The sequence below is a fragment of the Bradyrhizobium sp. CSS354 genome, from assembly GCF_029051725.1.
Lineage (GTDB): Bacteria > Pseudomonadota > Alphaproteobacteria > Rhizobiales > Xanthobacteraceae > Bradyrhizobium.
This window is the reverse complement of sequence record NZ_JAACFU010000003.1, coordinates 293857-313845: the sequence shown is the minus strand read 5'-3', so window position 1 is coordinate 313845 and position 19989 is coordinate 293857. Positions and strand designations below refer to the sequence as shown.

At 64.7% G+C, this 19989-nt stretch carries 18 protein-coding genes; 6 read left to right on the top strand and 12 right to left on the bottom strand.

The window, feature by feature from the left end:
* Positions 1 to 81: 81 nt before the first annotated feature.
* From GWG67_RS08485 to rpsT, 8 genes are all read right to left on the bottom strand, one after another.
* Positions 82 to 657, bottom strand: a complete 576-nt coding sequence (locus GWG67_RS08485) for a hypothetical protein (protein ID WP_342761028.1) — start codon at positions 655 to 657, stop codon at positions 82 to 84.
* 196 nt (positions 658 to 853) lie between these two features.
* On the bottom strand, positions 854 to 3022 hold the full coding sequence (locus GWG67_RS08480) for a hypothetical protein (RefSeq protein WP_275168711.1): 2169 nt from the start codon (positions 3020 to 3022) through the stop codon (positions 854 to 856).
* Between the two features lie 125 nt (positions 3023 to 3147).
* On the bottom strand, positions 3148 to 3885 hold the full coding sequence (locus GWG67_RS08475; RefSeq protein WP_275168710.1) for a hypothetical protein: 738 nt from the start codon (positions 3883 to 3885) through the stop codon (positions 3148 to 3150).
* 135 nt (positions 3886 to 4020) lie between these two features.
* The gene (gene recF / locus GWG67_RS08470; protein WP_275168708.1) at positions 4021 to 5157 is read right to left on the bottom strand and encodes a DNA replication/repair protein RecF; all 1137 of its coding nucleotides are present in this window, start codon (positions 5155 to 5157) and stop codon (positions 4021 to 4023) included.
* Positions 5158 to 5246: 89 nt separating this feature from the next.
* Positions 5247 to 5612 (bottom strand): endonuclease domain-containing protein, encoded by a 366-nt coding sequence (locus GWG67_RS08465; protein ID WP_275168705.1) that lies wholly within the window; start codon positions 5610 to 5612, stop codon positions 5247 to 5249.
* 171 nt (positions 5613 to 5783) lie between these two features.
* The gene (gene dnaN, locus GWG67_RS08460; RefSeq protein ID WP_007598262.1) at positions 5784 to 6902 is read right to left on the bottom strand and encodes a DNA polymerase III subunit beta; all 1119 of its coding nucleotides are present in this window, start codon (positions 6900 to 6902) and stop codon (positions 5784 to 5786) included.
* Between the two features lie 372 nt (positions 6903 to 7274).
* Positions 7275 to 8687, bottom strand: coding sequence for a chromosomal replication initiator protein DnaA (gene dnaA / locus GWG67_RS08455; protein WP_275169143.1), 1413 nt, complete (start codon positions 8685 to 8687; stop codon positions 7275 to 7277).
* A gap of 1278 nt (positions 8688 to 9965) precedes the next feature.
* On the bottom strand, positions 9966 to 10232 hold the full coding sequence (gene rpsT, locus GWG67_RS08450) for a 30S ribosomal protein S20 (RefSeq protein ID WP_007598259.1): 267 nt from the start codon (positions 10230 to 10232) through the stop codon (positions 9966 to 9968).
* Between the two features lie 403 nt (positions 10233 to 10635).
* On the opposite strand from rpsT, the gene GWG67_RS08445 reads away from it, so the two are divergent.
* The 3 genes from GWG67_RS08445 to GWG67_RS08435 all read left to right on the top strand — a co-directional run bounded on the left by GWG67_RS08445 (position 10636) and on the right by GWG67_RS08435 (position 12805).
* Entirely contained in the window at positions 10636 to 10953 is a 318-nt protein-coding gene (locus GWG67_RS08445; RefSeq protein ID WP_007616084.1) for a hypothetical protein, read from the top strand.
* 176 nt (positions 10954 to 11129) lie between these two features.
* Entirely contained in the window at positions 11130 to 11786 is a 657-nt protein-coding gene (gene msrA / locus GWG67_RS08440) for a peptide-methionine (S)-S-oxide reductase MsrA (protein WP_275168704.1), read from the top strand.
* 272 nt (positions 11787 to 12058) lie between these two features.
* Complete coding sequence (locus GWG67_RS08435; RefSeq protein WP_275168702.1) at positions 12059 to 12805, top strand: polysaccharide biosynthesis/export family protein; 747 nt, start codon at positions 12059 to 12061, stop codon at positions 12803 to 12805.
* Between the two features lie 100 nt (positions 12806 to 12905).
* Here the strand turns inward: GWG67_RS08435 and GWG67_RS08430 are convergent, their stop codons facing one another.
* From GWG67_RS08430 to GWG67_RS08415, 4 genes are all read right to left on the bottom strand, one after another.
* Positions 12906 to 13385: a hypothetical protein gene (locus GWG67_RS08430; RefSeq protein ID WP_275168700.1), complete on the bottom strand. Its 480-nt coding sequence runs from the start codon at positions 13383 to 13385 to the stop codon at positions 12906 to 12908.
* Between the two features lie 136 nt (positions 13386 to 13521).
* Positions 13522 to 14196 carry a dienelactone hydrolase family protein gene (locus tag GWG67_RS08425; RefSeq protein WP_275168699.1) on the bottom strand — a complete coding sequence of 225 codons (675 nt, stop codon included), beginning with the start codon at positions 14194 to 14196 and terminating at the stop codon, positions 13522 to 13524.
* A gap of 190 nt (positions 14197 to 14386) precedes the next feature.
* On the bottom strand, positions 14387 to 14722 hold the full coding sequence (locus GWG67_RS08420) for a hypothetical protein (RefSeq protein WP_007598242.1): 336 nt from the start codon (positions 14720 to 14722) through the stop codon (positions 14387 to 14389).
* Between the two features lie 20 nt (positions 14723 to 14742).
* Entirely contained in the window at positions 14743 to 15507 is a 765-nt protein-coding gene (locus GWG67_RS08415) for an alpha/beta fold hydrolase (protein WP_275168697.1), read from the bottom strand.
* Between the two features lie 306 nt (positions 15508 to 15813).
* On the opposite strand from GWG67_RS08415, the gene GWG67_RS08410 reads away from it, so the two are divergent.
* The 3 genes from GWG67_RS08410 to GWG67_RS08400 all read left to right on the top strand — a co-directional run bounded on the left by GWG67_RS08410 (position 15814) and on the right by GWG67_RS08400 (position 19946).
* Positions 15814 to 16305 carry a (2Fe-2S)-binding protein gene (locus GWG67_RS08410; protein WP_275168695.1) on the top strand — a complete coding sequence of 164 codons (492 nt, stop codon included), beginning with the start codon at positions 15814 to 15816 and terminating at the stop codon, positions 16303 to 16305.
* Entirely contained in the window at positions 16302 to 18584 is a 2283-nt protein-coding gene (locus GWG67_RS08405; protein WP_275168693.1) for a molybdopterin cofactor-binding domain-containing protein, read from the top strand. The genes GWG67_RS08410 and GWG67_RS08405 overlap by 4 nt, the downstream gene beginning before the upstream one ends.
* Positions 18585 to 18851: 267 nt before the next feature.
* Positions 18852 to 19946: an HD-GYP domain-containing protein gene (locus GWG67_RS08400; RefSeq protein ID WP_275168691.1), complete on the top strand. Its 1095-nt coding sequence runs from the start codon at positions 18852 to 18854 to the stop codon at positions 19944 to 19946.
* Positions 19947 to 19989 lie beyond the last annotated feature (43 nt).

Here is a 19989-nt window from a genome sequence, read left to right as displayed (position 1 = left end):
TTTAGCCCTCAGAGACGTGGATTTTGCGGGGCGGAGAAGCGATCTGAGAGGGCCGTGGCGCCCCGGAACCGGCCAGCGGGTTCAGTAGATCTGATCCGGCTTCTGATCGTCGTCATCCCACCTGAGGGACCAAGCTTCGCCCGCAGCCAGGGTGATGGTGTCGGTACGCGACAGATGGCCGGACACGCGCAGCTCGTAGGAATAGGTGCCAGGCGGCAGATCCAGCGTTTGTGGGTGATTTGCGCCGCCCGCGATCTTGACGGTCCTATCGTTGATCGTGAGCGAAGCCACGTCAGGTACAAGATAGCCGAATATCAGCCGCGCTTGTCCGGCTATCGGTAGGAAGTTGGCCTTGGCCGCGGCCTCGGTATTCCGCTGCACAAGCTCGACCGTGGTCTCGTCCTTGGCACGGGCCAGCTTCAGGGTGGCCGGCCCCTTTGGGGAGACGAAGGCGAGTTGAGCGTGATCGGCGGCGACCATCGTGCCGTGCGGCTTTTCCTCCCAGCCGCGCTTTGCGAGCTCCGTGCGGTAGAAGGCCAGCACATCGCTGAGCTCGGCTTGCACATGGGTTTCGTATCCGACACGCAGCGGGACTTCAATGCCGGTCGCACGGGTGGTTTTGGAGGCGAAGAAGTTGTGTTGCTTCGGCACCGGCATGTCGGCGCCGGGATCCGCCGGTGTGAGTGCGGCCGAAGTTTGCGGCCATGGATGTGGTATCCATCCGCCCGCGCTTGCGGCGGCCAGACCGCCTGCGAGAAGCACGACGCCGCACAGCGGCAGCAAGCGGCGTGCCGGCCCTCTCATCATGCGCCTTACGGTCGCCATCTCCGTTCTCCGCATCAGCGCCCCTGGCTCAATACATCTGCAGCGGCAGCACGTCTCCGCTTGGTCCCACCAGGAGGCCCCAGGCATCGCCGGCGGCTACGGTGAGCGTCTCGGTGCGAGCAGGACGTCCGGGCAGGCGCAGCGCGTATTGGTACTTGCCGGGCGGCAGATCGAGCATCGGGCCTTTTGGCGACTGCGGACCGCCGGCGCCGGCCGCGATCTTCACGGTCTGATTGTTGATCGTCAGCGATGCTTCCTTCGGCCCCATATTGCCGAGCATGAGCCTCGCCTGTCCGGCCTTCGGCATGATGTCGGCCTTGGCCGCGGCCTGCGGATTTCGCTGCATCAGGCTGACCGTGGTTTCGTCCCTGGCGCGGCCGAGCTTCAGCACGGCCGGTCCCTCCGGCGAGGTGAACGCGAGCTCAGCCCGCTCGGCCGTCACGATCGCGCCGTCGGTCTTTTCCTGCCAGCCCCGCTTGGTCAGCTCCGCGCGATAGAACGCGAGGACCTCGCCAAGCTCGGCGGGGACGCTGGCTTCGAGCTCGGTCCGGAACGACTGGTCGCTGCCGGGGAATTTGGTGGAGCTTAATCCGGTCGAGCTGCGCTGCGTCGGCACCGGCAGGGCGGAATCGGGATCGGGCGTGAGCGGCTCCTTCGATTTGGTCTGGATCGTCTTGGCCTGGGTCGATTTGGCCTCGGCGGGCTTCGCCGCGGCGACGACCAGACCGGAGCCGTTGGCGCTGACATTCACCTTCGGCCCCATCTGCATCACGGTCATCGAAATCGACTTGCCGCTCTTGGAGAATTCCATCATCGCCATGTTGGGCTGGTTGATGACGGAGGGCTGCTCTTTCCAGCCCGCTGGCTTGAGCGATGCGCGGTAGAACGCGGTGAGCGCCTTCACGCTCGAGGTCGAGGAGAATTCGAGCCTGCCGTCCTCGCCCTCGAAGTTCACGCCTTCGGCGTTTTCGGGCAGCGGCACCGGAGTCTTGCTGTCGGCGAGCGCATTCAGCGGCGCGTCAGACAATGCGGCCGCCTGCACCTTGCGCCTTGCTTCGTCGGCGGTGATCAGCTGCTTGGCCGCACCTAACGCATCCCCAAGGAACTTTTCGTCCGCCTCTTTCTTCGCCTTTGCACGGGCGGCAAGCGCGGATCCCTTCACCTGCACGGTGAGGCTGACCATGGTGAAATCGTATTTGCGGCCGAGCCGCAGCACGCCGGTTTCCTCCGCCGAAGAGATCTTGATCGCGACCTCGTCGCCGGGCGCGAGTGGCGCGCTGCCGTCCTCCTGCCAGCCGCGCGCGGCAAGCTCGCGGTGATAGAAGGCGAGCACGGCGGGCAGCTCGGCCATCGCGGCGGCCGACATCTCGCGCTTGTCGGAGCTTGCGCTGCCGAGGCCCCTGGCCGTCTTGGTCGGGCTCGGCCGCGGCAGGCCGGCCAGATCGCTATCGGCCTTGAGCTCGCTGGGTAGGGCGAAGGGCGCGACCCGGATATCGACATTGGTGCGGCCATCGTCGCGGCGCGTCAGCGTCAGCATTACAGGCTTCTGCTGATAGAAGCCGGTCTCCTTGCTATCGGCGTGCGCGTAGAACGCGCGCAGGCCGTTGGGAGCGGTTTCATCCAGGCTGGTCGTCCAGCGCGCAGCGGTTTCCGGCGTGAGCTTCTGCCAGCCGATCGCAGCCATCTGGCTGGCATAGAAACCCGACGTTGCATCGAGCGGCGTCGGCGCGACGCAGCCGAGATAGGGTCGGGTCCCGTCGAACACGATGTCGCTTGCGCCTTCCGGAAACGGCACGTTCCCGTAGATCCGGTCGGTCGTGTAGTAAACCACGGACTGGTCGGGCCGGCCGGGCGCCTGCGTGAAATGAACGGAAAGGCCCTGTCGTCCCTTCCTGAACTTCAGCAGGGTGCTTTTCTCCTCAAGCGGCATCACATAGGACACCCAGCCGTTGGCGCTCAGGAGCTTTTGGATCGCGGGCAGTGTCACGGCCTGCGGCGTCGGTACGCGATATTCGACGCGATAGGGATCGGGGCGCGAGGTGTCTTCCACCGCACCTTCGAGCTGCGGCAGCGCGTGGACGTCGACGACGCCCTCGTCGGCGCCGGCTGCGATCGAGCAGCTCGCCATCAGGAAGAGACCGCATGCAAGCAGCCGCCATCGTGCCGGGACTTGCATCCCGCGCGGGATCATCGCCATCGTTACGTCTCCAGGATGCGGCGCGTCGCCTGGGCGCGCGCGATTGCAACGGCTGCGACACCGTCGGCGAGCCTCAGACGAGAAGTCGCGGCAGGAACCGGGCAGGTTCAAACATCCCGGACCAGTCAATACAGCTGGGGCGGCGACCATGCCTCGCCGTCGCGCCCGACGGTGAGCTCCCAGGCGTCGCCGGCCGCGACGGTGAGGACGTTGGCATGGGCGGGGCGGCCGGGCACGCCCAGTTCGTAGGAATATTTGCCGGGCGCCAGATCCAGCGAGACGGCGTTAGCGCCGGCGGCGCGCTTGATGGTCCGCGCGTTGATCCCGAGCACGGCTTCCGTCTCGCCGATGTTGCTGAACACCAGCTTCGCCTGGCCCGGTTCGGGCATGACATTCGCCCGGGTTGCAGTATCCGAGTTCTTCTGCACGAGATGGACCAAGGTGCTGCTGTCTTTGCGGCCGAGCTCCAGCATGGCCGGCCCGAGCGGAGAGGCGAACGCGAGTTGCACGTGATCGGCGGAGACGACGGCGCCATCGTGCTGCTCCTGCCAGCCGAGCTTTGCGAGCTCCCTGCGGTAGAAGGCGAGAACGTCGCTGAGCCCGGCGGGCACGGTGGCTTCGAGCTTGACGCGAAGCGGCGCTTCGACGCCCCGCATCAGGGTGGTGTGGATTCCTCTAAAGCTGTAGCGGGTCGGTGCGGGCAGCCTGGCATCGGGGTCCGGCGTGAGTTCGGCCGAAAACAGCGGCTGCGGCATCCAGGCGCCGGCGCTCGCCGCGAGCATGCACGTCGCGAGCAAGACGATGCCGCACGCAAACGCCCACCATCGTGCCGGGGCCTGCGCCCCGAACCTTGCCGCCCGCATCTCACTCTCCAGGGGTTCGCGCGTCCAGGGTCTCGCGCGTGATGTCATTGCGCGATTGCAAAACGGCTGCGACACCGTCGCCGCCGCCTCCGGCAACTAGTCGCGGCGGAAATGGGGCTGGTTCAACGGCGGCGACTAGCGCCGGGCCGATACCTGTCCGCTTTCGACGTCAAAGATCTCGCCCCCAGCGCCGATCTCGGCGAAGGCGGCGGGGTCTGCGCCGGTCAACCACACCTGCGCGCCGAGTTTGCGCAACTCGTCGAACAGCGCCGCGCGCCTATTAGGATCGAGATGCGCGACGACCTCGTCGAGCAGCAGCAGCGGCACGATGCCGGTCATCTCGGCGACTAGGCTCGCATGCGCCAGCACCAGCCCGATCAGCAGCGCCTTCTGCTCGCCGGTCGAGGCATCGCGCGCCGGCATGCTTTTCGGCGCGTAGATCACCTGCAGATCGGTGAGATGCGGACCATCCGTGGTGCGGCCGGCGATGGCGTCACGCGGACGGTTGTCGCGCAGGATCTGGCGGTAGCGGTCCTCGACCGAGGTCGCGGTCTCCGTCAGCAGCGCGTTCTCCATCCAGCCGTCGAGCGCGGTCTGCGCCGAGGGGAAGGCGGAGGCCTGCGCGCGCGCGTTCAGCATGCCGGTGAGACGCGCCGCGGTCTGGCCGCGGGTTGCGGCGACCGCGACCGCGAGCTCCGCGGTCTCGCGCTCGATCGCGTCACACCAATGGTCGTCGTAATTGCGCGTCTCGAGCAGGCGGTTGCGCGAGCGCAGGGAGCGTTCGAGCGCGGAGACGCGGCTGGAATGGTCGCTGTCGATGGCAAGCACCAGGCGGTCGAAGAAGCGCCGCCGCTCGGACGCCGCTCCCATGAACAGCCCGTCCATCGCCGGCGTCAGCCACACCATGCGGATGTGGTCGCCGAACGACGCCGCCGAATTGACCGGCTCGCGGTCGATGCGGCAGCGCCGGCTGACCGCGGCGTCTGCGCGCGGCGGATCGATGCCGGTGCCGAGCGTGGCAAGGCCCAGCGCGCCCTCGACCTGTGCCGACACCGCCCAGGAGCCGTCGCCCTGGTTGTCGGCGACGTCGTCCAGCGTCGCACGCCGCAGGCCGCGGCCCGGCGACAGGAACGAGATCGCCTCGATGCAATTGGTCTTGCCCGCTCCGTTCGGCCCGACCAGCGCCACCAAGTCAGCCTTAGCCTCGAGCCCCGCCGCCCGGTAATTACGAAAATGCGTCAGCGTCAGGCGATGAATGCGGGAGGGGGTCATCAGGTCTTCGTCATGGCCGCGATTCTTCCCCTCTCCCCTTGTGGGAGAGGGTGGCGCCTCACGAAGTGAGGCGACGGGTGAGGGGTATGTTACCGCAGGGCGAGCTTTGCAAGAACGTCGTCCAATACAGAGGTGGGCCGCTGCAACACGTCATTGTTCCAGTAGCGCGCGATGACAAAACCTTCAGCGGAGAGAGCCGCATCACGCGCTGCATCGCTTCGTGACTCTGCGTGCTGACTGCCGTCGATCTCGATCACGAGGCGCTTCTCGAAGCAGACGAAGTCGAGAATGTAGCTTTTGAACGGAACTTGTCGGCGAAGCTTGTAGGCGGACAATCGACGATCCCTGAGCAGGCGCCACATTGCGGCTTCCGCATCCGTCGGTTCATGCCGCATGTTCTTCGCGAATTGGCGGAGACGCTTGGGGACCGGCCGATGGGATGGCTCCTGCGGCACTAACCCCTCACCCGGCTGAGTTTGCATCTGCCAGCCGAGTAGCCCTCTCCCACAAGGGGAGAGGGCGCAGCAACGGGCATCGCGCTTGTTTCGAGAAGGGTAGCTGCCGCTTCACGAAGCGAAGCCGGGTGAGGGGTTGCCTCCACATAGATGGTATCGCGAGAGGACTCCTCACACCCGCATCGGCATCAGCACGTACAGCGCGCTCTTGTCGTCGCGGTCTTGCACCAAGGTGGGCGAGCCGGGGTCGGCGAGCCGGAGCGTTGCGACGTCGCCTTCGATCTGGGCGGCGATGTCGAGCAGGTAGCGGGAGTTGAAGCCGATATCGAGGGCGTCGGAAGCGTATTCGACCTCGAGCTCTTCGGTCGCGCTGCCGGAATCGGGATTGGTCACCGACAGCACCAGCTTGCCCGGCGACAGCGAGAGTTTCACGGCGCGCCCACGCTCGCTGGAAATCGTCGAGACGCGGTCGACCGCGTTCTCGAAATCCTTCTTGTCGACGACGAGTTCCTTGTCGTTGCCCTGCGGGATGACGCGGCCGTAATCGGGGAAGGTGCCGTCGATCAGCTTCGAGGTCAGCACCACATTGCCGATGGTGAAGCGGATCTTGGCCTGCGACAGCTCGATCGTGACCTCGGCCTCGTTGTCCTCGATCAGGCGCTGCACCTCGCCGACCGTCTTGCGCGGCACGATCACGCCGGGCATGCCCTCGGCACCCTTGGGCTGGACCAGGTCGAGCTGGGCGAGGCGGTGGCCGTCGGTGGCGACGCCGCGCAGGGTGGCGGCTTTGGCCGAGCCTGCGGCATGCAGATAGATGCCGTTGAGATAATAGCGGGTCTCCTCCGTGGAGATCGCGAATTGGGTGCGGTCGATCAGCCGCTTGACGTCCTTGGCGGCGAGACTGAACGAATGCGACATGTCGCCGGCGGCGAGATCCGGAAAATCATTCTCCGGCAGCGTCTGCAGCGTGAAGCGGGAGCGGCCGGCGCGGATCGCCAGCACGGCGCGGTCGCCGTCGGCCTCGAGCACGATCTGCGAACCGTCCGGCAGCTTGCGGACGATGTCGTAGAACATGTGCGCCGGCACGGTGGTGGAGCCCGCGGTCGCGGTTTCCGCCGCGAGCGTTTCGGTGACCTCGAGGTCGAGGTCGGTCGCCTTCAGCGACAATTTCGCGTTCTCGGCCCTAACAAGCACGTTGCCGAGGATCGGAATCGTGTTGCGGCGCTCGACCACGCGGTGGACGTGGCCCAGCGACTTCAGGAGTTGCGCGCGTTCGACCGTAACCTTCATTGCACTACTCGCCCGATCCCCAAGGAAACACACATCTGGAAAAGCCGGGCGGCTGGACGCGCGCCACGGCACCGAAGACCCCGGAAGGCCGGATCATCCAGCCGATATGACCAAAGCCGTCAGGGTCGCGCAAGGTGGCGCGGATGGCCCCCGGATTCAAGGGATCGGGAGGCAGTTCCCCACGATTTACCGATGTTTCCGCAACGCGCTGAACGCCTCGCCGGGCACGGACGTCTCTGCACCCGTCATGGCCGGGCTTGTCCCGGCCATCCACGTCTTGGTTCGCGGTCCTAAGAACGTGGATGCCCGGGACAAGCCCGGGCATGACGACCTCCGATGCAGCTTGGGATGGGGCCGGAAGAAAATAGGCGTTTATTCCTGAAGCTGGCGCTTGAGCGATTCGACCTCGTCCGACAGCGCCGTGTCCTTGGAAACCAGGGCCTCGATCTTGCGCACGGCGTGCAGCACCGTGGTGTGGTCGCGCCCGCCGAAGCGGCGGCCGATTTCCGGCAGCGATCGCAGGGTCAGCGTCTTGGCGAGATACATCGCCACCTGGCGCGGACGGACCACGTTGGCGGTCCGGCGCGAGGACAAGAGGTCGGAGCGGCTGACATTATACTGCCGTGCCACCACGCGCTGGATGTCCTCGATCTTGATCCGCTTCGGCTCCTGCGGCCGGATCAGGTCGCGCACCTCGTGCTCCGCCATCTCCAGCGTCACCGGCCGGCTGTTGAGCTTCGAATGCGCGAGCAGGCGGTTGATCGCGCCTTCGAGATCGCGGCCGTTGTGGGTGATGGCGCGGGCCAGATAGGTCAGCACCTCCTCCGGCACCTCGAAGGTCGCATGATGGGCGCGGGCCGCGGCGACGCGCGACTTGAGAATGCCGTGTCGCAGCTCCTCGCCGAGCGAGGCCATCTCGACCACGAGGCCGCCGGCCAGCCGCGAGCGCACGCGGTCGTCGAGGCTTTCGAGATCGGACGGCGGACGGTCGGCCGCGATCACCACCTGGCGGCCGGCATCGATCAGCGCGTTCAGCGTGTGACAGAACTCGGCCTGGGTCGACTTGCCCTGCAGGAACTGGAGATCGTCGATCACGAGCACGTCGATGCCGCGCAACGCTTCCTTGAAGGCCAGCGCCGTCTGCGTCTTCAGCGCGGCGACGAAACCGTACATGAATTTCTCGGCGGTGAGATAGAGCACCTTGCGCTCGTTGCCGGAATTGCCGGCCCAGGTCACCGCCTGCAGGAGATGCGTCTTGCCGAGGCCGACACCCGCATGGATATAGAGCGGATTGAACATGACGGGATCGCCGCGACGACCCTCGGCGACCTGACGCGCAGCCGCATGCGCCAGCGTGTTGGAGCGACCGACGACGAAGCTTGCAAATGTCAGGCGCGGATCGAGCGGCGAGCCGCCGAGCGCATCATGATTGGCCGAGACCGGCGCGGTCGCGGTCGAACGCAGCTCCGGCGCAGGCGAGCGGCGCGTTTCGATCGGCGCGGGCGCTTCCTTCTGCTGAACCACGGGGCGCACGGCCGAGCGCACGGTGAGATCGATGCGATGCACTTCGGGCATCTCGGCCTGCCAGCACGACAGCACGCGCTCGGCATAATGGGCCTGGATCCAGCTCTTCAGGAAGCGGGTCGGCACCGACAGACGCACGCTCTCGTCCTGGACGCCTTCCAGATCCATGCGCGCGAACCAGCTCGTATAGACGTCCTCGCCAACGTTCGAGCGCAGCCGACTCTTCACGCGTGACCAGCGATCCTGTTCCGGGGTTGTCATCATTTGAGAACTTTTCTTGAGAGATAAGGTTGCGTGGTGAGCGCCATGCAGAGTTCCTGCCAGGGATACCTGCCCAGGGATATTTGCGATGGCGGGACCTCAAGCGATTTCACCTGCAGGCATGGCTCGACCGTTCGGCGGAAACGCCGCGTCCGATCAGCAATGTCTAGAGATGGAGGGGTCGCGAGGTCAGCGCGTACTCGGCGCTCCGTGACACGCGGGAGGCTTGGTGTCCGACGGATCTAAAACGGCATCGCTGGAAGTCGAAATGCTGGAAGTCGAAATGTGTTTCAATACCGCGTTGAGTTCGTAAGACATGATACCTCCCCGTCCTGCCGTAATTGCTCACGACAAGGTCCTGCGTGTCTAAACGACACCCGCGTCTTAGTCGGATGCCTGCCCGTGTACTCGTCGTCCGCTCGGCTTCGCCATCATGCCTGTCGGGGCAGCTTTCAAGATGTCTCTTAAGCGCAAGAGATAGATCCCGCTTGGAGACATTCAGACAAAGAGCTACCGTCCCACATTGCTGTGGGTTTTGATCCGACAATCGCTTGTTGAAGCGCCGCCTACGTGCACATCGCCGCCGATTTGCACGCTCGCCCCGTTTCCGATACCGCGCTGGTCTCAAGATCGTGGGCGCCGCTGACCTCTTAAGGAATACACTATGCGGAAAGACTCGCAACGGAATTGATTCACACTTGAGGCATCAAAAATCTTGATCTGCGTTAACGCCACGCAGACTTGTGCACAGGCTTCAGAGCAAGTTTTTGGAATCGTGCTCAGAATCGAAGACGCCACGTTTGATGTGACAATTCTCCGCCACCGCCAAAAATTTTTTACAAAAGCGTCACGCGCGCGACGCGCGGGTGAATTTTCCAAATGCTTGGCGTCACTATGTCGATAAGTTGTTAGCGAGCCATCGTTTTTTGAGTCTCGTTTCACAGGGTAACTCCATCGCGTGACGCGATCCGGGGAAACTACGGTGTGCAGAACTCGCAGGCACACGAATTCAACTTGCGCCCGGCTCGCAGGGGTTTTTTGCACCGCGGTGGAAGTTTCCGCTGTTGCAAAACCATTCGCAGGTAAAACTACGGACGCATCATGGTGCAAACGCCGCAATCCTCCGATCGAAGGTCGTTCGCCGCGTGACTGCTTGCGTGAATATGAGGGGCAACAAAAAAGCCCGGCGCGATGCCGGGCTGTTTGACGGGTGTGATGTGCGATGTGATCGCCCGATCGAATGACTCGACCGGACGGCGTGCCAGAACGCTTGCGAGCTTACTTGGCGAGCTTGGCGATCTGCGCGGTGAGCCGCGAGACTTTGCGGCTGGCATTGTTCTTGTGAATGATATTTCGCTGCGCGGCGCGCATCAAAGCGGGCTCGGCATTCGCCAGCGCCGTCACGGCAGCGGCGCGGTCGCCGGTCTTGATGGCTTCTTCGACGTTACGCACGGCACCGCGCATCTGGGTGCGGCGCGACTTGTTGACGGCGGTGCGGCGGGCGATCTTGCGCGTTGCTTTCTTGGCGGAAGTGGTATTGGCCATGGTCTCAATGTCCTTTGCGGGTACCGGTCGCGTCTTGGTCGGGTAGCGCCGGCTTGCTTGACCGCGTAATCGACGCTCGGATTTAAGGTGTTCGGTTGCTAGGCCGTTCCCGGAACATGAGCGACAGCCTTTCGGCCGTCTCTGAGGCTCAAGGGGCCTCTGGGCCCAAAGAGCCTGCATCTGCTCAAAGAACAGCGGCGGCAGGATTGCGCCCGCCGCCAGTTGGCGCCCTTATAGAGAGGGTCTTTGGCACCGTCAACGCTTTCCCGGGCTGGACAAGCAGCCCCTTAGGGCGCGGATGAGTGCCGTAACGCCCTGAAGAGGTTGAATTTCTGCCGTCTCCCTTGTATTGGCTGGCGGCGTTCCGAGGGTCGTCCGATCGGACGACCATAGAGGGTGAGGCATGATCCGCGGCTTTTTCCGACTGATTGGGCTGTTGCTGCTCGCCGGCGGGTTCATCTTCATGGTCTACGACGGCGCCCGCTGGGTGGCCGACCAGACCCTGCGGTTCACCCGCTTCGGCCAGTTCTGGAACGACATCAATCAGGCCAGCCAGACGGCATTCCGGACCTGGGTCGAGGCCAAGGCGCCCTGGCTCTGGACCTCGGTGATCCGCCTGGTGCTGGATCAGCCGGTTTTCGCCGTCCTCGGCATTCTCGGCATCCTCCTGATGATCCTGTTCCGCCCGCGCAAGCCGCTGATCGGCTATTCCCGGGATTGAGCTTTCAATCCGCGCGACTCGAACCGGCGCGCGGGCGGCGTAACAGGGCTGCCCCTTTGCGCGTAAAGACTTATATTCCCAACTGATCACGAGCACGCCGCCTGAGCGCTTGGCTCATCGCCTTGGCTCAATAGCTTGTCCCAGGCGACCGACAGCTCGTTCTTGGAGATCCGTCCATGCTGTTCATGCGCAAGACCACCGCATTGCCGAGCGCCACGGAAGCGCTGCCGGGCCGTGCGCAAGCCATTCCGACCGCGACCACCCATTTCGTCAACGGCGCGAAGTTGCAGCCGCCTTATCCCGCCGGTCTCGAGCAGGCGGTGTTTGGGCTCGGCTGCTTCTGGGGCGCCGAGCGCAAGTTCTGGGAGCTCGGCGACGGCGTCTACGCCACCGCTGTCGGCTATGCCGGCGGCCACACGCCGAACCCGACTTATGAAGAGACCTGCTCGGGCCGCACCGGTCACACCGAAGTGGTGCTGGTCGTGTTCGATCCGAACAAGGTGCCGTACGAGAAGCTGTTGAAGACGTTCTGGGAGAGCCACAACCCGACGCAGGGCATGCGTCAGGGCAACGACGTCGGTACGCAATATCGAAGCGCGATCTACACCTATTCAGACGCGCAGAAGAAAGCGGCCGATCAATCGAAGGCGCTCTATCAGAAGGCGCTTGCTGCAAAAGGTCTCGGCACCATCACCACCGAGATCGCACCCGCCGGCGAATTCTACTTTGCCGAGGACTACCATCAGCAATATCTCGCCAAGAATCCCGCCGGCTATTGCGGCCTGGGCGGCACCGGCGTGTCCTGCCCGATCGGGGTGGGTGTGAGCGCGTAAGTCTAACCACGAACTCGCTGCACCTCTCCCGCTTGCGGGAGAGGTCGACGCGACTCGGGCGATGCGAAGCATCGTCCCGAGCGCGGCGGGTGAGGGCTCTTTCCTCTAGGGGACTGTCTCGTCGTGGAGAAACCCTCTCCCCAACCCTCTCCCGCAAGCGGGAGAGGGAGCGCACTGCGCCCTTAGCCGCATCGCCACCCACCCCCCCTCAACGCTTTATTAACCATAACCGGTGCATCACTGGATCTGTCTCGTTTCGAGGGATAGGTCCGGTGCCGGTTGCACGCGCGTTTCGATGGTCGATTTCGGCAGTGTCCCTGGCAGCGTCCGCCGCGCTTGCCCTTGGCGGCTGCATGCAGACCGCCGGCCCCGTCGCGGTGATGCAGCCGCGCGCCGATCTCGACTCCATGGCCTATGGCCAGCCCTATTACGCGCCACAGCCGGTCGCGGTCGCCGACGGTGGCGGCGCCATCGGGGCGTTGCGCAATTCCTTTGCCTCTTCGCCTGCGCCCATGCCGGTCGGTTACGCCGCACCGATGGCGGCGCAGGTCCGCTACGATTCCTCCTACCATCTCGACGCCGGCGACAGGCTGCGCGTCGTGGTCTATGGCCAGGAAGGTCTCACCAACAGCTACGCCATCGACGCCGGGGGCTCCATCACGATGCCGCTGATCGGCGGCGTGCCGGCACGCGGTCGCACGCCGGCGGGACTTGCCGGCGAGATCGCCGCGCGGCTGCGCAATGGCTACATCCGCGAGCCCTCGGTCGCTGTCGAGATCGAGGCCTATCGCCCGTTCTTCATTCTCGGCGAAGTCTCCGCGCCCGGCCAGTATCCTTACGTGCCGAACATGACGGTCGAAAGCGCCGTCGCGATCGCCGGCGGCTTCTCGCCTCGGGCCAAGCGCGACGTGGTCACCGTCACGCACACTGAAGCCGGCGGCGCCATGCGCGCCGTGGTGCCGCTCGGCACCCCCTTGAGCCCCGGCGACACCGTGTTCGTCGGCGAGCGCTGGTTCTAGAGCGTTTTCGAGCGAAGTGGATACCGGTTCGCGTTAAGAAAACGCGTCAAAAATGAATCTAGAGCTTCGGCTCTGATGCAATCAGAACCGAAGCTCTAGCTCACCTTCTGAAATCCAGCCGCCCGTTCGGAAAACACCCGTCAATGCGCGCGGCATCGACCACGAGCCCGACCCATGGCCGCGTGATCGCGGGATTGGTTAGGTTGATGTATTTCCCCACCAGGCGCGCGCCCTCGCGCGCAGCATCGATCAGCCCGTGCCGTCGGCCGTGATCCCAATCGAAGCGCAGATAGACGCGTCCGCCTGCGACCCGCACCTCCGCGCGCCCGTCTTTCCACGTCTCCGGCGTATCGCCGGCGATGGTCGGATCGGCGCCGCCATTCCAGCGGCTGGCCCACGGGCCTTCCAGAGGATCGGACAGCGCCTGAATGTCTGCCCAATGCGCCGCGTTGACGTCGGCCGCATCGCCCGAAACTAAGGCGATTGCGGCATAATCCATGACGTCGCGATCATCAGGCGCGGGCACGTCCATGGTACCGAACGGATTGCGGATGACGATGTTCGTATTGGCCTGCTGCATCACGATCTCCCGGCGTGAGGTGGCTTGATCAGCCAGCTCTATCGCCGCGCGGCGTGATGCAGCCACCCGATTCCTGCTCGCCATTCCGGGCGCGCGAAGCGCGAGCCCGGAATGACAGCGGAAACAGCCGCGCGCGCTACGATTTCAAATGCCTGGCGAAAAATTCCATGCTGCGCGGCCAGGCGATGTCGGCGCTGGTCTTGTCGTAGCTCGCCCGCTCATCGCAATGGAAGCCGTGCTGGGCGCCCGGATAGACGAAGACCTCGACGTCCGGCCGCTTCGTCTTGATGGTCTCGACGTCGGTCAGGGGAATGCCGGCATCCTTCTCGCCAAAATGCAGCTGCGTCGGCGCTTTTGGTGTCTCGTCGGCAAAGCGCACGACGGCGCCGCCGTAATAGCCGATAGCGGCCTTCAGGCCCGACAGCCGCGTCGCCGCGACAAAGGCGACGCTACCGCCCAGGCAAAAGCCGATGATGCCAACCGGGCCGACGCTCTTCACCGCAGCGATCGCCGCCTGCGTGTCGCGCAGCATCGCGTCCCAATCCGGACTGGCGACGAACTTGCGCGCTTCCGCGATCTCGTCAGGCGTGTAGCCGGACTGGAAGCCGGGCGAGGTCCGATCGAAGATCGACGGCGCGATCGCGACATAGCCTTCCCCGGCGAGGCGATCGCAGACCGAGCGGATGTGATGGTTGACCCCGAAAATTTCCTGGATCACCACCACCGCGCCTTTCGGGCTGCCCGCGGGGTCAGCGCGATAGGCACTGAGCTGGAAATTATCGGAGGCCGTCAGCTTGATGTCTTGTCCCACGCGGGTTGTCCTTTTTAGTTAGTCTTCGATTGCGGGTTCCGCTCGTTCCACAAACTCGTCATGCCCGGGCTCGTCCCGGGCATCCACGTTCTTGGTGAGGCAGGAAAGACCGTGGATGGCCGGGACAAGCCCGGCCATGACGATGTGGCAGCTTCAACGCATGATGGCGCAGAGAGGATTGCTCTGCGTCTCACTCCCACATCCAGTTCTCGCCGTAATCCTCCTTCCATCCCGCCAGCCGGCCATGACGAAACTGCAGGAACAGGCGGTGACGGTTGGAGATCAGTCCGCTGCCGCCGATATTGCGAAGCGCGAGATAGATCTCGTTGCCGGGGCGGCCCCTCACATATTGCAGGGGTTGGCCGAGGGCGCGCGCGGTTTGCCCGGCATCCATGCCGAAGGCGAGCGGGGTGTTGTTCGACAAGGTCGCGACGAAGGGCAGGCGGGGCGGTGTCCCGCCGAATTGCTCGGCCTGCGCGGATACTGACAGCAACACCGCGCCCGCAGCCAACATCGCTCGCTTCATTGCCAGTGTTCCTGTCCGATCTATTCCGGCAAGTTCTTCAGGAAAGGCAGCACCGCGTCAACAAAAGCCTGCGGCTGATCGATGTTGACGGCGTGCCCGGCGGCGGGGATCACGGCCTTTTGTGCGCCGGGAATTTTCGCGGCCATATAGTCGGACGCGGCGAGAAACGGCGTGTCGTCGGCGCCGACCACGATCAGGCTGGGCACCTTGATCTCCGGTAGCAGCTCGATCACCTTCGCATCGCGCTGGGTCAGCATGCCGCGTGCGGCGAGCGCCAATCCCCTGGCACTGCGATGGTTCGCGGTGGCGCGCTCGCGCGTCGCCGCCTTCAGCACGTCGAGCCCTTCGCGATCGAACTTGTCGGCAGTGGCGAGCGCCCGCGCATTCCAGGCCTCGCGTGCATCGTCCTTCTTGAAGCCCGGGCCGGTGTCGATAATCAGCAGCGCGCGGGCGCGCTTTGGGTACGCGCGAGCAAAGGCGAGCGACATGTAGCCGCCGAGCGACAGCCCACCGATGATGGCGCGCTCAGTGCCGACCGCATCGAGGATCGCCGCCATGTCGCCGACTGTGAGCGCTTCGCTGTAAGCGGCGGGATCGTCGGGATAATCGGACTGGCCGTGACCGCGCATGTCCCACAAGATCAGCTTGTGATCCCTGGCAAGCGCCTCGACCTGCCCATGCCACATCGCCGAGGTCGATGAGTAGCCGTGGGTGAGCAGCAGCGGCGGACCTTCGCCATGAACCTCGTAGTAGATTTTGACGCCGTCCCGATCGATCCCAGGCATTGCATCCACCCTGTTATCTCGTTTCTTCGCTCATCCTAACGCGGTCGGTTACTCGGAGGAAACCGCCGTGACGCGATGGCCTGCATGCTTGGCGTGCACTCTGTTGCGTTCAGCCGCTGCTTCACCGCTGGTCTCGCAACGCACAAGATGCGCGCGTCGCGTTTGTTTCGATCGATTCCAAATTGCATTTGCCTCCGCGCCTGAACGCGATCATTCTTGCGGACAAGGCTGGCGCCGGCCCGGTGGGCGTCCGCTACTCAAGTTGCCGCCGTAAGCGGCTTCATGCACCGGCAGGGGAAGACGCCTATGCCAACTCTCACCATCAACGGGCGGAGTCTGTCCGTGGATGCGGCGAACGACACGCCGCTCCTCTGGGCGATCCGCGAGCAATTGCAGATGACCGGCACCAAGTTCGGCTGCGGTGCCGGCCTGTGCGGGGCCTGCACCGTGCACGTCAACGGCGAAGCCGTGCGTTCGTGCCAGACCATGATCAGCGATGTCGCCGGCAAGAAGATCACCACCATCGAAGGACTCGCTGCCAAGGGCGACCATCCCTTGCAGAAGGCATGGATCGCCGAGCAGGTTCCGCAATGCGGCTACTGCCAATCCGGGCAGATCATGCAGGCGGCATCGCTGCTGGCGAAGAATCCGAACCCGACCAAGGAAGAGGTCGTGGCGCATATGGACGGCAATCTCTGCCGTTGCATGACCTATTCGCGGATCCAGAAGGCAATCATGCGCGCCGCAACCGAGATGCGCACCGCATCCGCCTCCGGCAACGAGCGGAGGCCCACATGAACAAGCACATCAAGAGCGTCACAGCCGAAACGACTGATCTTAGCCGCCGCTCCTTCCTGGTCGGCACCGCCGCCACCGGCCTCGTGCTCGGCTATGCCGGCGTGCCCGGTATCGGTGAGGCGCTTGCCGCGCCTTCGGCCTTCGAGCCGAGCGTCTGGTACGCGATCGCGCCCGATGGTCTCGTCACCGTCACTTGCGGCAAGGCTGACATGGGCCAGCACATCGCCTCCACCATGGCGCAGATCGTGGCCGAAGAGTTAGGGGCCAAATGGAGCGACATGCGCGTCGCCCTCGCCTCCAACGATCCGAAGTTCAACGATCCCGTGTTGGGCGCACAGATCACCGGCGGCAGCTGGTCGACCATGATGAACTTCGAGGCCATGAGCCGGGCTGGCGCAGCCGGGCGGATGGCGTTGAGCGAAGGTGCGGCTGCCGCGATGGGCGTGCCGGCGTCGGAACTCGTGGTGCGCGATTCCATGATCTCGCATCCGAAGTCGAAGAAGCAGATGTCGTTCGCCGATGTCGTCAAGAGCGGCAAGGCGACCAAGACCTTTACGCCGGACGAGCTCAAGGCGATCAAGCTGAAGACGCCGGATCAATACACCATGATCGGCGTGTCGGTGCCGCAGCTCGACATTCCCTCCAAGACCAACGGCACGGCCAAATACGGCATCGACGTGATGCTGCCGGGCATGGCCTATGGCGCGGTGGTGACGCCGCCGGTGCGCTTCGGCGCCACGGTGAAATCGGTCGACGACAGCGCCGCCAGGAAGGTGCCGGGTTTCATCAAGGCCGTCACCCTCGACGACAAGACCGGAACGACCTCGGGCTGGGTCGTCGCGGTTGCCAGCACCTATGCCAACGCCAAGAAGGCGGCGCAGGCGCTCAAGATCGCCTATGAGGGCGGTCCGAACGCGAAAGTATCGAGCCAGTCGCTGCTCGACGAGGCCAAGCGGCTTCAGAAGCTGGAGGATTCCGGGCAATTCTTCGTCAAGGACGGCGATCCCGCGGCGGCGTTCGGCACGGCGACCAAGGTGCTGGAGGCGGAGTACACGACCAGCATCAACATCCACGCGCCGATGGAGCCGATGAACGCCACTGCGGAGTTCAAGGGCGACATCCTGCACATCTATTCCGGCAACCAGTTCGCAACGCGCTCCGGCGCGATCGCGGCGGGTGCGGCCGGGATCGATCCGAAGTTCGTCGTCATGCACCAGATGTGGCTCGGCGGCGGCTTTGGCCGCAGGCTCGATGCCGACATGATGATTCCGGCGGTGCAGGCGGCGAAGGCCATCGGCAAGCCGGTGAAGGTGATCTACACGCGCGAGAACGACATGACGATGGATTTCTCGCGTCCGCTCACCTACCAGAAAGTGAAGGCGGGCGTGGACGGCGACGGCAAGCTCGTCGCGCTCAGCCATGACGTGGTTTCGGCCTGGCCGACGGCTCGCTGGGGAATCCCCGATTTCCTGACGCCCTCGGTGGACAAGAAGGGTCCGCTCGATTCCTTCACGGTGAACGGGGCCGACTTCTTCTACACCGTGCCCAACCATCATGTGCGCGCGATCAAGAACGAGATGGCGCACAACGCCACGCCGTCTGGCCAGCTCCGCTCGGTGGCACCGGGCTGGACCTTCTGGGCGGTCGAAAGCATGATCGACGAGATCGCGGCTGCGGCGGGCAAGGACCCCGCGCAGTTCCGCATCTCGCTGCTCGACGGCGCCGGCAAGAACGACGGCGGCGCGCAGCGGCTCCGCAATACGCTGCTCGCCGCAATGGGCCTTGCCGGCTACGGCAGCAAGAAGCTGCCGAAGGGTGAAGGCATGGGCGTGGCCTGCGTCTCGTCGCAGGAACGCGCGACCGCAAGCTGGACGGCCTGCGTTGCCCATGTCGCTGTGGCGTCGTCGGGCGAGGTGACCGTGAAGAAGCTCACGGTCGCAACCGACGTCGGCACGCAGGTGCATCCCGACAACATCCGCGCTCAGGTCGAGGGTGCGGCGCTGTGGGGCCTGTCGCTGGCGATGTACGAGAAGGCGACGCTGAAGGACGGTGGCATCGAACAGACCAATTTCGACAGCTACACGCCCTTGCGCATGAGCCAGGTGCCCGAGGTCGCGATTGCCGTGATCGCCAATGGCGAGAAGGCCACCGGCGTCGGCGAACCCGCGGTGACGGTGATTGCACCCGCGATCGGCAACGCCATCTTCAACGCCTCAGGCGCCCGCGTCCGGGCCCTGCCGATCACGGCCGAAGCCGTGAAGGGCGCGATGAAGGCGTAAGGCTGGTTGCGATTGTTGACCTGACATGATCCGCCGGGGGGGCAGCCCCCGGCGGTTTCGTCGTTAAAAAATCCCTGTGTTTGCAAGCACATCTTTACTGTGCATGGGGTTGTTTTCGAGGTTTTTGATTGGAGCCGCCCGGGAAGGCGAACTCCGTAAAATTGTCCCTGATTCCGCAGGGTTCCATTGAGCACGCCTCTTAAGGGCCGGAGAACCTGATCCGGCTTAGGCTTTGGCCCGAAACACGCCCGTGCTCTTGGGGAAGCCATGAACGCCTCAGCCAAACCAGCCGCCAAACGCCGGCTTCTGCTCGCCTCCGACCGGAGCGACGAGAGCACCGAACTCGCCAGCATCCTCAAGGCGGTCGGCGACGTTGCCACGGTGACGACGCAGGAGCTCCCCGAGCAGCCCTCGCGCGATCTCTCCGGCCTCGTGGTCGACATCAATTTGCGCTCGCCCGAGAGCGTGCAGCGGGTGCGCAACAAGCTGCGCGGCGACGCCTATCGCGCGATGCCGCGACTGTTCGTGCTTGCGGACGCCCTGCATCACGGCACCATGCAGGCCTGGGCGCTGGGCGCCACCGACACCATCTCGCGGCCGCTTCAGCCCGAGGACATCCTGCAGCGCATCCGTGCGGCCTTCCCCGACACCGCCGTCTATGACGCGACCGATCGCGGCAAGACGCTCAACCGCGGCGTCGAGGCCGCACACGTGGTGCTGAAGAAGATGTTCGAGAAGCTGCCGCTCGGCGTGCCCCTGACCTTCGACGACGTCATCGCCGCCGAGAGCAAGATCCTGAAGGCAATCAAGCACTCCTCGCTGCGCGAGTGGCTCACCACGGTGGGCTGCCACCATGTCGGCAGCTACCGCCACTGCCTGTTCGTGACCGGATTTGCGGTCTCCTTCGCCCAGCATCTCGGCATGCGCGAGGACGACCAGCGCCGGCTGACCCGCGCCGCGCTGCTGCACGACGTCGGCAAGGCGTTCGTCCCCTCCGCGCTGCTCGACAAGCCCGGCAAGCTCACCGACGAGGAGATGGCCGAAATCCGCCAGCATCCGCGCCGCGGCTATGACGCGCTCGCAGCGCAGGGCGGCTTCCCGCCGGAGATGCTGGACGTCGTGCTGCATCACCACGAATTCCTCGACGGCTCCGGCTATCCCAACAATCTCTCGTCGAACCAGATCAGCGATATCGTGCGGGTCACGACGATCGTAGACATCTACGCGGCACTCGTGGAGAAGCGCGCCTATCGCATGCCCTTCACCCACGCGCGAGCGTTTGCGATGATGGAAGGCATGGGCGGCAAGCTGGACCAGCAGCTGTTGCAGGCGTTCCGCCCGGTGGCGTTGGGATCGTTCTGAACTCGGTGTCGTAGCCGTAGGGTGGGTTAACGTAGCGTAACCC